This is a genomic window from Actinomadura pelletieri DSM 43383 (assembly GCF_003634705.1).
Classification (GTDB): Bacteria; Actinomycetota; Actinomycetes; order Streptosporangiales; family Streptosporangiaceae; genus Spirillospora; species Spirillospora pelletieri.
Genome location: NZ_RBWU01000002.1, coordinates 1,155,490 through 1,169,767 on the forward strand (window position 1 = coordinate 1,155,490; position 14,278 = coordinate 1,169,767).

The following is a 14,278-nucleotide window of genomic DNA, read 5'->3' on the forward strand; positions in this document are numbered from 1 at the left end:
GATCATGCCGCGAAAGTCGCGTAGCGGTCATCTGTTTCGACTCCTGTCCTGGGAACTGTGCGTGGGTCATGGCAGCAGGGCCAGTTTGCCGATGGTCGCCCTGGCTTCCAGCTCCGCGAGCGCTTTCGGGCCGTCGGCCAGTTCGTACGCGGTGGACTGGCCGGGAGTGAGCACGCCGGCGGCGATGAGCGCGGACAGCTCACCCATGACCTCGCCGAAGATCTGCGGCGCGGTCTGGATCAGCACGCCGATATTGAAGCCGATGACATGGACCTGATGCCTGTACACCAGCTCCCAGTTGGTGATCGAGGCGTCGCCACCCGCCACCCCGTAGACGACGACCCGGCCGGTGACCCGCTTGGCCGCGGCCAGGCTCACCTCGAAGGTGGCGCCGCCCGCCGACTCCAGCACCACATCCACGCCCGCGCCGCCGGTCAGCCGCGACACCTCGGCGGCGATGTCGCCGTCGCGGGAGTCCAGGACGTGTTCCGCGCCCAACGCCAGCACCGTCTCATGCTTGCCCGGCGAGGCGGTGGCGATGACCGTCGCACCGTAATGCCGGGCCATGGTGACCGCGGCCTGTCCGGTCGCGCCCGCCGCGGCGTGGATCAGCACGGTCTGCCCTGCGGTGATGCCGCCCAGAGGCTTGAGTGCGGCCAGCGCGGTGGGCCAGTTCACCACCAGGCCCAGTGCCTGCTGCTCCGTCCAGCCGGACGGCACCGGCATCGCCGTTGTCGCGAGCAGGACCATGTACTCGGCGAAAGCGCCGGTTCCGACGCCGACGACGCGGGCCCCCGGTCGCGGTCCTGTCACCGCCTCGCCCACCGCGACGACCTCCCCGGCGGCCTCGAAACCGGCCAGGTACGGGGGCCGCGGGCCGTCCAGAAACGTGCCGTGGGCCTTCGAGATGTCGGCGAAGTTGACCCCGGCGGCGGTGACGCGAATCAGGACCTCGCCCGGCCCGGGCGTCGGCACCGGCGCGTCGGTGACCAGACGCATGTCCTGCGGCCCGTCGAGGGATGTCTGCCGCAACGCGCGCATGGTCGCGGGAACGCCCATTAACGATCAGCCTTCCTTTCCCGGTCTACATGAGAGAGACCGGCCACATGCGGGCCGGCCCACCCATGTAGACCCCGTCCACCACGAAAAGGAATCGGCCGATGCCGGCACCGCGACCGTCCACAAGGGCCTGCTGGCTTGACTCGGTCCCCACCACCGTCCTCAAGGCATACCGAGAGCAGCGGTGCAGAACGTCCGAGTAGCGGGGGAGCGCCTGGGAGACTCGGGCTGCTTCTTCACCCCGAGAGGATGGCTCGCCCCTACATCCCGCGCACGTGACCGACCAGTTCGGACGACCGGCCTTCGAGGCCGGACCGCCAGCACGACCACGTGACGACTCTCAGAAGGGCAAGCAGATTATCCGCGTCCTTTGCGGCGCCCGCCTTGGTCGAGGCGAAGACCGAGGCGTCCAATGTGCGCAGCCACGGGCCGATGCCGTTGGGATGCCGTCCGTTGGTGCTGCGAATCGGCTACCCACGCGAGCGTGCAGCGGTGGGCGAGGGCGCTCGGCCGTTCTGGGGAAGTCGCACGATGACAATGCCTGCAACGTTGGCGGGCATCTCCGCAGCCAAGCCGTCCTCGTCGAAGTCGCCGGACATGACCTCCAGGACATACCAGGGCGGAGCGTGAAGTAGAGGGGTCAGCATGTGCTTGAAGTAGCTCATTCCCCAGTGGCCGGTGTCGTGCGGCATCCGTCCGAAGACCGGGCCGAAACCGTCATGTGCGCCATCTCTGCGCACCTCCGCATCACCCCTGGCTGGGGCACTGAACTGCCCGAAGCGAGCGCGCAGTACACGGTCGATCATGGCGCGGGTCACGGCGCGCGAACCGTCCTGCCGGGTCGACAGAAAATCCAACAGCTCCGGTGCCAGTTGCTCCTGAACCGCCGGGATGATCAGCGCCCCCGTCGTGGACGGCGCCCATAGCTCCTCAAGTGCCACCGACCGCTCATAGGTTGATGCCGCATCGTCCACCACGAGCGCTTCGGCGAGTAGGGCCGGCATCAAGGAGACCGAACGCTTGACGCACTCGATGCACCTTCCGCTCCGGTGCCCCCTTGTGCACGGCTCCCAACTCCGGTAGTCGCCGGTCCCGAGATAAAGCGCATAGGCCGGCAGCAGCCCCAAGGTCGCCGCCGCTGACATCAAGGTGGAACGCTGAGCGCCTGTGCCGCCCGGGTAGTCGAAGTCGAACGTCCACTTGCCCCAGCTCACGGTCGCGCGCTTCGCCTGGATGAGCATCCCGTACGCACCGCGGCCATCCACCCACCACCAGATCCAGTCAGCACCGCTGAGGGCTTCGGCTTGCTGGGTGAAGGGTACGACGGTCACGGCCTTGGCCGCGTGGGAGGTCACGATCTCGGTGATCGACGTCTCGCCCCATCGCAGACCAGCCTGCTCGCACGCGGCCATGTGGCGCACAGCATGGATGCGAGCCCACCTGAACGCACCCTCGACCGTCGTCACGGAGCCATCGTCCCACGGGTGAATCGGACGTCGATCACATCGGCCAGCGCCTCGGGCACCTTTTCGTCCTCTCCGCGGACACCGAAGATCCTCTGCGCCGCCCCCCGACTCTCACCGCGGCATCGGCCGCCTGGTCCCTGCGTGCGCGCCGCACCGCGCCCCATGGGCGTCCGCCGCCAAGGTCACGTACCCGCTCACGTCCCCGGACAGCCCTGCGCCTCCGCGAAACGATCAGCGGTGACCGTCGGGCCACTGACCGTAACTTGGGAGAAAGGGGCACCGCCTTCCGTCCCGACGCAAACACCTGCCACGACCGAAACCGGTCCCCACGCGGAGAGTTCTTCGCGTGGGGGCCGGTTTCGCGTGGAGGGGCTGGCGTTCTAGCTGCTCACTGGTCGATGGTGACCTTGGTGAAGTGGTACAGGTTCCCCGAGGGGAATTCCGGTTCGAGGCCGTGCACCTTCGAGGAGTACACGCTCACGACGGGGTTGGACGCGGCGAGGATGCTCGCGCCGCGCTCGTACTCGATCTTCTTCAACTTCTTCTGGATCTCGCATTGCTCCTGCGCGTCGGCGGTGGCGTAGAGCTTCTCGGCCAGCGATTCGAACTCAGGGTCGTGCCAGTGCTGGTGGTTGAACGCGGCGTCCGTGCTGATCTGCTCGTCCACGGCCTCCAGGTAGGGACGCGTGTCGTAACTGGTGTAGAACGTCCGCTCGCCCCACTTCTCCAGGTAGGCGCCGAGCTCCATCTTCTTCACGTTGATGGTCACGCCGATCTTCTTGGCGTCCTCGGCCAGGATCTGGACGAGCTGGAGCATGCCGGGTTTGTTCGCGGGCGTCTCCAGGTCGACGGTGAGATTCGATTTCCCGGCGTCCGCGAGCAGCTTCTTGGCCCGGGGGAGGTCCTGTACTCGCTGGGGGACGTCAGGCAGGCAGGTGCCGAAGCCCGGATGGTCGTTCGCCGGCACCCCGAGGCCGTCGAAGGCGTTGGACAGCGCGAGCTTGCGGTTCATGATCAGCTGCATCGCCTGGCGGACGCGCACGTCGTTGAAGGGCGGCTTGTCGACGCGCGTGTAGATGCCGACCTTCAGGACGTTGTCGCTCTTCATGACCTTCAGACCCGGCGTCTTCTCGATCCTCGGCAGCGAGGTCTGCAGGACGTTGGAACTCGCGTCGATCTGCCGGCCGATCAGCGCGTTGGTCGCCGACTCCACGCTCTTGAAGCTGATGACCTTGACCTTGTCGAGTTTGGGCTTCGGCCCCCAGTAGCCGTCGAACCTCTGGAGTTCCGTCTCCCGTCCGGGGGTGAACTTGGAGAGTTTGAACGGACCCGTCCCGATCGCCTGCTCGGGCTTCGATCCCTTCCTGTCGAAGATGATGGTGCGGTTGGTGACGGCGAACTCGAACGGCCCGTACGGCTTGGGCAGCTTGAACTTCACCGTGAGGTCGTCGACCTTCTCGATGCCGTTCGGGTCCATGAAGTCGATGAAGTTGCGCTCGATGAGCCCGTTCTTCTTGTCGAGGAGCCGCTTGAAGACCGCGATGACGTCGTCCGCGCCGAACGGGGACCCGTCGTGGAACTTGACGTTCGGACGGAGCTTGACCGTCCACTCGGTGTTGTCCTTGTTGTGCGTGATGCCGGTGGCGAGCGCCCACCTGGAAGGCCCCTCCTTCGTCCGGTGGGCGAGCGGCTCGAACATCCCGGCGTTGCGTACGTAGAAGTCCTGCGACCGCAGGTTGGTGTAGGCGCCGAGAGTGGAGATCGTGCTGGCGACCACGCCGACGCGCAGCGTGCCGCCGGACGAGCCCCCGCCTCCGTCCGCCGATCCTGACGAACATCCGACCGCGAGGGCGGCGGCCACCATTGCCGCGAGTAACCGGGGACGTCTCCTCTGCCCCTTGCCGTCCGATCGACTCAACATCCTTCCTCCTTAGAAAGACGCTGGCGGGGGTGGGATCGGAGCTTTTGCCCGAAACGATGCCGGTGGCCGTCCGTGGGTGCGGCGCTCCGCGAACGTACGCGGACAGAAGGTCGTCCTGCCCGGCAGAGTCGGACACTTTGTATGACGTACGAAAGCAGACGTACTATGCAGCGTCAATGACAAGGCCGGACAAGGACTCCTGAGAAGGTCACGCCGACTTCTGCACGAGGAAGGCCCGACACCGCTGGCGATCCCGCAACCACTGGACGATCCCTCAAGTTCGCCGTCGAGCACCCGGAGGCCGTCACATGAGCACACATGCGAGCGAACCACTCGTCCCACGGGAAGAACCCAGCGGCGATCTATCACCAGGCCCGAGCGCAGTGCCCGCGGCACCCTTCTCCAGCGATTTCCTGTACTGGATCGCACTCGACTTCGCTGGCTCAGACCCAGCGGACATCGAACGCTTCAACCGCTTCCACGACGAGACCCACGTCCCCGAAGTCCTTTCCAGGCATCCGGGCTTCGCGGCTGCGCACCGCTATGCCCTTCGCCGGCCAGACCCACGTGGTGACTTCGGCGGAGGGTACCTGACGGCCTATGAGGTCCAGGACGAGCAGGCGGTCACCGATTACCTCACCGCAACGACCGCCGGCGAGCCCTATTCGACAGACCCGCCGTTCTGGCCGGAGCTGCTCACCAACCGATGGCGGGTCGTCTACGAGAAGCTCGCGGAGACCGGGCCCTCGACGGGCACCCCGGACCTGATCTACATCATCGGGATCGACCCGCCCAGCGACATCGCCGACGACGAACTGGCCGAGTTCGACGCCTTCTACACCAACACCCATATGCCCGAGGCAGTGTCCAACGCGGGCTTCAGCCGCGGGACCAGATACAAGGTGCGGCACACACTGGAGCATCCGGCCCCCGGCTGCCCGTTCTACCTCGTCGTCTACGAACTGGCAGGCGACACCGACGAACTGCTCGCCGAAACGCAGCGCAAATTGGGCTGGGAAGGCCCCTGGTGGACCCAGGGCCCCACCTCCTGGACCAGACGCACAACACCGTGGCGACTCTGGTACCGCCACATCTCGTCCACCTCCCCACCTGGGGCCCATCGGCATCCGTGAACTAAGGCGTCATCTCATTTTGTGTATTGCGCGAAGCAGCCGAGGCCAGTGACGCCACCATCGCGCTTGACTCGATCACCATCGCCGTCCTCAAGGCGTACCGGGAGCAGCAGCGCAGAGCGGCCGGGGAGTGGGGCTGCCACCGGTCCGGTCGCACGACCTGCGGCATGGCACGGCGACCCTGCATCTGAAGGTGGGCCGAGATGAAGATCGTCCAAGTGATGCCGCTTCGGCTTGACTCGGTCACCATCACGGTCCTTAAGGGAAACCGAGAGCGCCTGGAGAGACTCAAACTCAACAAAGATCGCGAGCACATCCGGCTTAATAGTTCGAGCCCTCACAACTGCGACGGGCATGGCCCACAAAGTATGTCCCGATGCCCGGTTGGGCCCCAGGGGGCCTGGGGGAGACCCCAGATCGGGGGGTTTGGGGGGTCGTCCCCCCAAAGGACACCACAGAAACGGGAAGCCACCCCAAAGGGGTGGCGAACAGGACTGGGCGAGTGCGCCGTCAGGGACTTGAACCCCGAACCCGCGGATTAAGAGTCCGCTGCTCTGCCAATTGAGCTAACGGCGCGTGTCGGTGGGCCTTCGGCCCGCTGCGACAGGAAGAACAGTATCAGGAGCTGTGGACCTGTGCGAATCGGTTTAGTCGCGGGCGGGCAGGACGCTGACCATGCCGCGCCAGAGGGCGATGGCGGTGGCGCGGGAGCTGACGCCGAGCTTGGAGTAGATGCGGTTGACGTGGTTCTTGACGGTCTTCTCGCTGAGGAAGAGCTGGCGGGCGATCTCGCCGTTGGAGCGGCCGGTGGCGATGAGGTCCATGACCTCGGATTCGCGGGCGGACAGGCCGAGGGAGGTCCGGGAGGCGTCGCGGACGCTGCGGATGAGGTCGGGGACGGTGAAGGAGCCGGGGACGAGGTGGCCGCAGGCTCCGGCGCGGAGGGCGTCCTGGACGGCGGGGTGGTCCTGGGCGGCGAGGACGAAGACGCGGGCGGTGTGGCTGAGGGGGCCGGCGTGGTCGGCGGCGGCGGCGTCCAGCAGGACGATGTCGGGCCGTAGGCGTTCGGCGAGGGAGAGGGCCGTGGCGGGGTCGGGAGTGTCGGCGACGACGCGGAGTTCGTCGCCGGCGTCGAGCAGCGCGGTCACGTCAGCGCGGACCTGGGGGTCGCCGTCCACCACGAGGACACGCAGTGGGGCGGTCTCGTCGACACTCATCCGTTGCCTCTGGGTTGGCTTTTATAGGGACGGAGCATAACGGGCCGATCATTCTGAGTCGATGGAGCCGGAACGCGAAAGGCCCCGGCCGGGTGGGGCCGGGGCCTGCGATGAGGGTGAGTGAGGGGACTTGAACCCCCGACATCTTGGACCACAACCAAGTGCTCTGCCAGCTGAGCTACACCCACCATGGCCGGGATCGGGTACCCGGCTCCCAGTAGTGTAGCGGTTCCGGGAGGGTGGGTCAGCCGGAGGCGATCCTGGCGGCGACGGCGCGGGCGGTCTCGGAGTCGGGGCCGGGCTGCGGAACGAAGACGGCGGCGCGGTAGTAGCGCAGTTCCTGGATGCTCTCGGTGATGTCGGCGAGGGCCCGGTGGCCGCCCTTCTTCTCCGGGCTGGCGAAGTAGACGCGCGGATACCAGCGGCGGGCCAGTTCCTTGATGGACGACACGTCCACCATCCGGTAATGGAGGTGGCCGTCGAGGGCGGGCATGTCCCGGGCGAGGAACGAGCGGTCGGTGGCGATGGAGTTGCCGCACAGCGGCGCCTTGTTGGCCTCTTTGACATGGCCCTTGATGTAGCCGAGGACGATGTCCTCGGCCTCGGCGAGGGTGACGCCGGAGGGCAGCGCCTCCAGGAGACCGGACGTGGTGTGCATGTCCCGCACGACCTGCGTCATCTGGGCGAGCGCCTCCGGCGGGGGCTTGATGACGACGTCGACGCCCTCGTCGAGAATGTTCAGCTCACTGTCGGTGACCAGCGCGGCTATCTCGATGAGCGCGTCCCGGCGCAGGTCGAGTCCCGTCATTTCGCAGTCGATCCAGCAGAGCCGCTCGTTCATGGGTTCACCCTACGGCCATGAACGGTCCTGTGGGTCACCGAGTTGGAACGAATTAACTGGTCACGCGGCGGGCGATGTGCCCGGGTACGGGGATTCCGGGACGCAGGGCGGGATCGGGGACCGGGGCGCCGATGGACTGGTGTACGGGTAGCGTCCCGGCCCAGATGTCGAGCGCGTAGTCCTCGTCCTCGTCCTTGGGGCCGCCCTCACGGATTTTGACGGACGCCTCGTCCAGGGAGAGGGCGAGGACGGCGACCGCCGCCATTTCCTTACGGGTGGGCAGGCGGGCGATGTCCCATTGGCCGGGGGTCAGGTTCTCGGTGATGGCGCGGAGACCGGCCGTCTTCTCGTCCTCGTCGTCCACACGGCGGGGCCTGCCGTAGATCACCGCGCTGCGGTAGTTGACGGAGTGGTGGAACAGGGAACGGGCGACGACGAGGCCGTCCAGGTGGGTGACGGTGACGCAGATGTCGTCGGACGGCCCGGCCCGCAGGCTGCTCGCCCCGGTGGACCCGTGGACGTAGAGGGTGTCGTCCAGCCGCCCGTAGCCGGTGGGGATCACCCGCGGGGAGCCGTCGACGATGACGCCGAGGTGGCAGATCATGCCGTCGTCGAGGATGTCGTAGAGGACGGAGCGGTCGCCGGTGGACCGTTCGGGGAGCCTGCCGAGCCTGGTCCGGGCGGTCGAGGAGAGTGCCTTCATGTCCGTTTACGCTAGGAAGGAAGTGGCCTGGTCGGTAGGGCCACTCGGGGCGTACAACGGGAGACCACTTTGTCGATCGACCTGCCGCTCGTCGTCGACCGGGACGCGGACGAGCCGATGAGCGCGCAGCTCGCGGGCCAGTTGCGCGCGGCGATGGGCGAGGGACGGCTGGCGGCGGGGGAGCGGCTTCCGGCGAGCAGGGCGCTGGCCGGGTTGCTCGGGGTGAGCCGGACGGTCGTGACGGCCGCGTACGAGCAGCTGTACGCGGAGGGCTGGCTGGAGGGACGGCACGGCTCGGGGACGTATGTGACCGACGGCGTCGTCGCCTCACGGGCGCCGCGGCGGACGCCGAAGACGAGGACCCTCCGGCGGGCGGCGTCTCCCGGGGAGATCGACCTGAGACCGGGCCTGGCCTGGGTGGGGGCGCTCGACACCCCGGCGTGGCGGCGGGCGTGGCGGCTCGCGTCCGGCATGCCGCCGCAGCAGCGCCAGGATCCGCACGGCCTGCCCGGCCTGCGGGTCGCGCTGGCCGACCACGTCAGGCGCAGCCGGGGCGTGGCGTGTCCGGTGGACGGGCTGCTGGTGACGAGGGGCGCGACGAACGGGCTGGACCTGCTCGCCGCGACCGTCGTGCGCGCCGGCGACCGGGTCGGGGTGGAGGAGCCCGGCTACCTGCGGGCACGGGCGGTCCTGGCGGCGCGGGGCGCGGAGCTGGTGCCCTGCCCGGTCGACGAGCACGGCCTCGTCGTCGACGGCCTCCCGGACGATCTGCGGCTCGTCTACACGACGCCGTCGCACCAGTTCCCCATGGGGGGCGTGCTGCCCGTTCCGCGCCGCCGGGCCCTGCTGGCGTGGGCGCGGCGCACGGGCGCGATCGTCGCCGAGGACGACTACGACGGGGAGTTCCGGTACGACGTGGCGCCGCTGCCCGCGCTCTACGGCCTGGACCCGGAGGTCGTCGTCTTCCTCGGCACGACGTCGAAGATCCTGACCGCGGACATGGGGGTCGGCTGGCTGGTGGGCCGCCCCGACCTGGTCGCCGACATCGCGCTGCGCCGCGAGGAGCTGAACGACCGGACGGCCGTCGTGCCGCAGGACGCGCTGCGGATCCTGCTGGAACGTGGTGATCTGGACCGGCATGTCCGCCGGATGCGCGGGGAGTACGCGCGGCGGCGGAACGTGGTGGTCGACACGTTGGAGGGGGTGCCCGTGCGCGGTGACACGGCCGGGCTGCATCTCGTCGTGGAGGTTCCGGCGCCGGTCGCACGGTGGGTCGTCGGAGCGGCTGCGGAACGGGGCGTCCTGGTGGAGACCCTGGAACATCACCATCTGGGGCCGTGGCGGGCGTCGGGCCTGGTCATCGGGTACGGCACGGCCGCCGACCCGGCGGAGCTGCGCAAGGGCTGCGCGGTGGTCCGCGAACTCGTGGAACGCGGTCAGGTGGGACGCGGTCAGGTGGGACGCGGTCAGGTGGGACGCGGTCAGTCGGGACGCGGTCAGTTGGACATGGCCGGCGGGCCGACCGGCACGGGCCCCGAGGCCGGTTGACGGCGTGCGGGAGGCGGCGAGTCGCCCTGCGGCGGACGGACGGGCTCCGGCGCGCGTCCGGACAGGGGATGGCGGCGCGTCGTGGTCGCGGGATCCGGCAGGCGCGGACGGGGCTTCGGGATGGGGGCGACCGGGGTGTCCGGGCCGGTGATGCGGCGGATGTCGATGGCACCGGGGTCGGGACGGTCGAGGAGCGGTACCTGGGACGCTCCATAATGACCGCCGCGCGCCCAGTCCTTGCGGCCGCGGCTCGCGTGGTAGGACTGCGGGGACGGCAGGGGCGGTCCGGCGGGCCAGCGGCGCCCGACGCCCCAGGCGTCCAGCCACTGGACGATCGCGTCCAGGCCGCAGAGCGGCGCCCCGGTGAACGGGACCCGGGACTGGCCGATCACCATGATCTGCACGCAGACCCGGCCCTCGCGGCCGACGGGCGCGCCGAGCAGCCGGGCGGCCCGGGTGGCGGGCAGGAGTTGGACGATGTCGCCGGTGCCGGGATGCCAGACGAGATGCGACGGCCGGTCCTCCTTGATCAGGTCGGCGGCCGCCGAGCGGGCGGAGACGGCGCGCGGGTCGTGCTCGCCGACGCACCACACGGCCCGTGGAGCACCCCCTTTGAGCGCCCCGCCGTCCTGTCGTGCCGGCATGCGGCCGGCTCCTGGCAGCCATGCGTCTGCCACGGTGCGTCCCCCCAATCGGGCGGTCTAGCCCCGAATGGTCTAGTCCTCGTCGATGACCCGGCGGGACCTCAGTAGTCCAGCTCGCCGCCGTGGGCCGGATATGACGGCTATCGACCTCCGCGCGGGGTAGAGACCACTCTGCTCGGGTGTCGTCGCAGATGCGTACCCCGGGCGCCTCTTAAATCCACCTGGTCTCCCCCTTTTCCTGAGAGATTCTCGCGGAATCGCCCGGCCTGCCCGGGTTGTCATGACATTGTCGCAGGTCAATGCCAAAACTGAAGGTCAGGTGGAGCCTCGCTGCAAGTCGGCCGGAAGTGGCCGACGGAGGACGGGCCCGCGCGGGCGGACCCGGGGCGTCCACGCCTGTCACCTGCGAAGGGTGACCGTCGGCGAGCGCTCCGACCCGGTCGGCGCCGCACCTCCGCCGACCCGGGCCTCCGGGGGTCAGCAGAAGTAGGACGCGGACGCCGAATCGCCGGACGAGAAGCGCACGTATCCGGTCTGGCCGCCCAGGCAGAGGGTCGGCTCGTCGCGCGCCACCGGAACGCCGCGGGTCTCTCCGGCGGCGAGGCGCCCGGAACCGCCCGCCTGGACGGGCCCGGACGTGCCGGTCACCCGCCAGCTCACGGGCCCGCCGACCGCGGTGATCGTGATCATGCAGAATTCCCTGCCCCGCATGTCACAGCCCTCCACCGACAGATCGCCGGGCGTCGGAGGCCGGGGCGCGTCGGTGTTCGGAGGCGGTGACGGGGCCTTGGTGGTCGGCGTCTTCGACGGGGTCTTGGAAGGCGTCTTCGACGGCGACTTCGACGGAGACCTGGTCGGCGACGGCGAGCCGATCGTGGGGGACGGGTCGGTCGGTGTCGGCTCGACGCCACCCGAGCTCGGCGCACCGCTGCGGGACGCGCCCGGACCGGTCGCCGAGGCGCTCGTGCCACCGTCGCCGCCGAGCCACGACAGGGCGCCGACGACCAGGACCGCGCCCCCGAGGGCCACGGCGACGGCGCCGATGAGCGGGCCGCGCCGCCGCGGCGACCGTTCGCGGGCGCGCGCGGGCGACGGCTCGTAGGGGAGCGGCCAGCCGTACTCGTCGAACGGCTCGGTCCAGGCGGCGATGGCGCGCCGGTTCCCGGCCCGGTCCTCGGCGGTCGCGGCGGTCAACACGTCCAGCCGCAGATCGGCGGGGATCGCCGCGATCGGCAGGACGGACAGCAGCCGGTCGGCGGGCAGCGCCGGCGTCTCGCGCTCGCCGCACACCGGGCAGCTCGCGACATGCCGGACGAGCGACGTCGAGGTCTGCGGGGACAGCGGCCACGACTCGGTCAGCGCGGAGACGCTGGGGCAGTCCTTCCAGTGGTTCTGCGCGATGAGGGCCGCGTGCAGCGCGGCGGCGAGGTCCTCACGGGCACGCTCCACCAGCGCGAGGGTCTCCTCCAGGGGGATGCCGAAGACACCGGCCAGGTCCACCTCGTCCAGCTCGTGCCGCACCGACAGGTCGATCGCCTCGCGCTGCCGCCCGCTCAGCGCGGCGAGCGCGCTGTGCGCGAGCAGCCGCCGCTCCTCGCGGCGGGCGAGCTGCTCGTCGGTCAGATGGTCGTCGGCCTCCGGCGCCTCCTGCCCGGTGTGCCGGTTCGGGCTGTCGCGGCGGCGCATGCACTCCTTGCGGGCGACCGCGTACAGCCAGCCGCGGAGCCGGTCCGGTTCGGTGAGCCGGTCGATGTGCTCGCGGGCGGCGATGACGACGTTGCGCAGCGCCCCGGCGGCCTCGACCCGGTCACGGAGCAGCCCATGGCAGTAGTCATAGAGGAACGGGGCATATGTGTCGTAAACCTCGGTCAGCGCGATGACGTCCCCGGCTCGCAGCGAGTCCGCGAGCCTGAGGTCGTCGTCCCGCCCGGGTCCTGGCTCACCGGCCACGGAACCCTCCCAGTCGAAAATCTCGGCGTCGTTGATCGAGCCCCCGTGAGCGCCGGCATCCGCCGGGTCACTCTTGGTTGCCTGATCTTGCCACCAAGTGACTGGGATATCTCCCCTATGGGGGGATTTAAGTGACGATGACGGCACATTCCGTGGCCATCTCGCCTAGTCAACGGCCGGTTCTGGCCACCGACGTGATCTACATCACATCGGTCTCCATGGCCTCAGTCGTTACCGGATTCGGGATTCTCGGGGCACTGCCAGCTGATGGAGCGGGTCACGCCGCCGGGGGAGAAGACGACGTTCGCGGAACCCGAGCCCGGCTCGTTGCAGGTGAGGGTGAACGTCGCGGCGCTCGACTCGCCGCTCGGAATGCGCCCGCCGCCCCTGCCGCTCAGCGGGGCCCCGGCCGATGCCGACCACCGCACCGTCCCGCCGGACGCGCTCACCGGGATCGAGCAGGAGTCACCGGGGCCGAGAACCCCACAGCTCGGGCTGCCCACGACCAGCGTTCCGGTGCGGGGTGTGGTGCGCGTGGGCGTCGGCGTGGGCGTGCGGCGGGTACGCGTCGGGGTCGGGGTCGCGCTGGTGGGCGTGGGCGTCGGGGTCTCGCTCTCCATGGGCGTCGGCGACTCCGACGGTTCCTCGCTCTCGGTCGGCAGGCTCGAGTCGGGCGGGGACACGACCGGTCCGCTCGGCGCGCCGTGCGCGCTGGTCTTGGTCTCGGGCGAGCCGGACATGACGTAGTACGCGCTCGCCACGACCACGACGATGGCGGCGACGGCGGCGAGGATCGGCCACAGCGCGCGCGGGCCGCCATGCCCGGACGAGGGCGCCGCGGCGACCATGTCGACGGCGACGGGCCAGCCCCAGGCGTCGAACGGTTCGGCGCGCCGCGCGATCGCGGCCAGGTCGCCGGCGAGCGCCGGATCGGTCGAGGTGGCCATGACCCGGCCGCGCAGGTCGGTCGGCATCATCGCGACGGGCAGCACCTGGAGGAGCCGCGGCGCCGACAGCGTGCGGTCGCGCCGCGCGATGCAGGCCGGGCAGGTCTCCATGTGGTGGACGAGTTTGCGGACGGTCTGCGGCGGCATCGGCCATCCGCCGTCGTCGGCGAGCGCGGCGACGCTGGGGCAGTCGCGGCCGTTGCGGGCGATGGAGGCCGCGGCGAGGGCCTCGTCGAGGCGGACGCGGGCCTCCCCGGTCAGGTCGGTGGCCGCCTCCGCGTTGATGCCGAGGACACCGCCGATCTCCACGACGTCCAGGCCGTGCCGCAGCATGAGGTCCAGGGCCTCGCGTTCGCGTCCGCGCAGCCCCGACAGGGCGCCGTGGACGAACTGGCGGGTCTCCCGCCGCTGCGCCTGCTCCGCCTCGTTCAGGAAGGCGTCCTCGACCTCGGGGGCCTCGCGTCGTTCCGGGGAGCGGTGCGGGTCGCGCAGCCGCCGCATGCACTCGTTGCGGACGAGCGCGTACAGCCAGCCGCGGAAGCGGTCCGGCTCGCGCAGGAGCGACACGTGCGCGTACGCGGCGATCAGCGCGTCGTGCAGCGCGCCCGCCGCCTGGTCCTGGTCGCGCAGCAGCGCGTGACTGTAGTCGTACAGGCGTGCCGCGTAGCGGTCCATGACCTGGATGAGGGCGCTCGGATCACCTGCGGCCAGCGACCGCGCCAAGCGCTCGTCGTCGGCTCGATCGAGATTGGGCCAACCGGACACACGGTCCTCCCGCGGGCTGGGTTCAGAATCCTCGTCCGCATCAGGGACGGGTTTGAAGATTCGATGGGGAGCGACGCGCTTCCC

The 14,278-nt window shown here is 69.8% G+C and carries 12 protein-coding genes and 2 tRNA genes; 3 read left to right on the forward strand and 11 right to left on the reverse strand.

The annotated features are described in order from the left end of the window. Nucleotides 1-66: 66 nt before the first annotated feature. The 3 genes from BZB76_RS11875 to BZB76_RS11885 all read right to left on the reverse strand — a co-directional run bounded on the left by BZB76_RS11875 (nt 67) and on the right by BZB76_RS11885 (nt 4,446). Nucleotides 67-1,059, reverse strand: a complete 993-nt coding sequence (locus tag BZB76_RS11875) for an NADPH:quinone oxidoreductase family protein (protein WP_121434309.1) — start codon at nt 1,057-1,059, stop codon at nt 67-69. A gap of 470 nt (nt 1,060-1,529) precedes the next feature. After that, complete coding sequence (locus BZB76_RS11880) at nt 1,530-2,525, reverse strand: hypothetical protein (RefSeq protein WP_211343001.1); 996 nt, start codon at nt 2,523-2,525, stop codon at nt 1,530-1,532. A 388-nt stretch (nt 2,526-2,913) separates the two neighbouring features. Continuing rightward, nucleotides 2,914-4,446 carry an ABC transporter substrate-binding protein gene (locus BZB76_RS11885; protein WP_121434310.1) on the reverse strand — a complete coding sequence of 511 codons (1,533 nt, stop codon included), beginning with the start codon at nt 4,444-4,446 and terminating at the stop codon, nt 2,914-2,916. 383 nt (nt 4,447-4,829) lie between these two features. Here BZB76_RS11885 and BZB76_RS11890 point away from each other — a divergent pair, with 383 nt between their 5' ends. Next, on the forward strand, nt 4,830-5,579 hold the full coding sequence (locus tag BZB76_RS11890; RefSeq protein ID WP_121434311.1) for a DUF4286 family protein: 750 nt from the start codon (nt 4,830-4,832) through the stop codon (nt 5,577-5,579). A 26-nt stretch (nt 5,580-5,605) separates the two neighbouring features. Continuing rightward, nucleotides 5,606-5,770, forward strand: coding sequence for a hypothetical protein (locus BZB76_RS34730; RefSeq protein WP_170180595.1), 165 nt, complete (start codon nt 5,606-5,608; stop codon nt 5,768-5,770). Between the two features lie 312 nt (nt 5,771-6,082). On the opposite strand, the gene BZB76_RS11900 is transcribed toward BZB76_RS34730, so the two are convergent. The 5 genes from BZB76_RS11900 to BZB76_RS11920 all read right to left on the reverse strand — a co-directional run bounded on the left by BZB76_RS11900 (nt 6,083) and on the right by BZB76_RS11920 (nt 8,340). Continuing rightward, nucleotides 6,083-6,155: transfer RNA gene (locus BZB76_RS11900), tRNA-Lys, on the reverse strand. A 71-nt stretch (nt 6,156-6,226) separates the two neighbouring features. Then, the gene (locus BZB76_RS11905) at nt 6,227-6,796 is read right to left on the reverse strand and encodes a response regulator transcription factor (protein ID WP_121434313.1); all 570 of its coding nucleotides are present in this window, start codon (nt 6,794-6,796) and stop codon (nt 6,227-6,229) included. 115 nt (nt 6,797-6,911) lie between these two features. Next, nucleotides 6,912-6,984, reverse strand: a tRNA-His gene (locus tag BZB76_RS11910). Nucleotides 6,985-7,040: 56 nt separating this feature from the next. Further along, nucleotides 7,041-7,637 (reverse strand): oligoribonuclease, encoded by a 597-nt coding sequence (gene orn, locus BZB76_RS11915; RefSeq protein WP_121434314.1) that lies wholly within the window; start codon nt 7,635-7,637, stop codon nt 7,041-7,043. Between the two features lie 52 nt (nt 7,638-7,689). Continuing rightward, on the reverse strand, nt 7,690-8,340 hold the full coding sequence (locus tag BZB76_RS11920; protein ID WP_121434315.1) for a pyridoxamine 5'-phosphate oxidase family protein: 651 nt from the start codon (nt 8,338-8,340) through the stop codon (nt 7,690-7,692). 117 nt (nt 8,341-8,457) lie between these two features. Here BZB76_RS11920 and pdxR point away from each other — a divergent pair, with 117 nt between their 5' ends. Continuing rightward, nucleotides 8,458-9,888 (forward strand): MocR-like pyridoxine biosynthesis transcription factor PdxR, encoded by a 1,431-nt coding sequence (pdxR, locus tag BZB76_RS11925; RefSeq protein WP_121434660.1) that lies wholly within the window; start codon nt 8,458-8,460, stop codon nt 9,886-9,888. Here the strand turns inward: pdxR and BZB76_RS11930 are convergent. The 3 genes from BZB76_RS11930 to BZB76_RS11940 all read right to left on the reverse strand — a co-directional run bounded on the left by BZB76_RS11930 (nt 9,837) and on the right by BZB76_RS11940 (nt 14,194). After that, entirely contained in the window at nt 9,837-10,532 is a 696-nt protein-coding gene (locus BZB76_RS11930) for a hypothetical protein (RefSeq protein WP_147449412.1), read from the reverse strand. The genes pdxR and BZB76_RS11930 overlap by 52 nt on opposite strands. A 477-nt stretch (nt 10,533-11,009) precedes the next feature. Next, a complete protein-coding gene (locus tag BZB76_RS11935; RefSeq protein ID WP_170180596.1) occupies nt 11,010-12,482 on the reverse strand; it encodes a sigma-70 family RNA polymerase sigma factor in 1,473 nt (490 codons plus the stop codon). A 224-nt stretch (nt 12,483-12,706) separates the two neighbouring features. After that, a complete protein-coding gene (locus BZB76_RS11940; RefSeq protein ID WP_121434318.1) occupies nt 12,707-14,194 on the reverse strand; it encodes a sigma-70 family RNA polymerase sigma factor in 1,488 nt (495 codons plus the stop codon). Nucleotides 14,195-14,278 lie beyond the last annotated feature (84 nt).

Bases quoted from the DNA above. Each gene is read 5' to 3' on its own strand.
- BZB76_RS11875 (WP_121434309.1), bottom strand. From the start codon at position 1,059: ATGGGCGTTCCCGCGACCATGCGCGCGTTGCGGCAGACATCCCTCGAC.
- BZB76_RS11885 (WP_121434310.1), bottom strand. From the start codon at position 4,446: ATGTTGAGTCGATCGGACGGCAAGGGGCAGAGGAGACGTCCCCGGTTA.
- BZB76_RS11905 (WP_121434313.1), bottom strand. From the start codon at position 6,796: ATGAGTGTCGACGAGACCGCCCCACTGCGTGTCCTCGTGGTGGACGGC.
- orn (WP_121434314.1), bottom strand. From the start codon at position 7,637: ATGAACGAGCGGCTCTGCTGGATCGACTGCGAAATGACGGGACTCGAC.
- BZB76_RS11920 (WP_121434315.1), bottom strand. From the start codon at position 8,340: ATGAAGGCACTCTCCTCGACCGCCCGGACCAGGCTCGGCAGGCTCCCC.
- pdxR (WP_121434660.1), top strand. From the start codon at position 8,458: ATGAGCGCGCAGCTCGCGGGCCAGTTGCGCGCGGCGATGGGCGAGGGA.
- BZB76_RS11930 (WP_147449412.1), bottom strand. From the start codon at position 10,532: ATGCCGGCACGACAGGACGGCGGGGCGCTCAAAGGGGGTGCTCCACGG.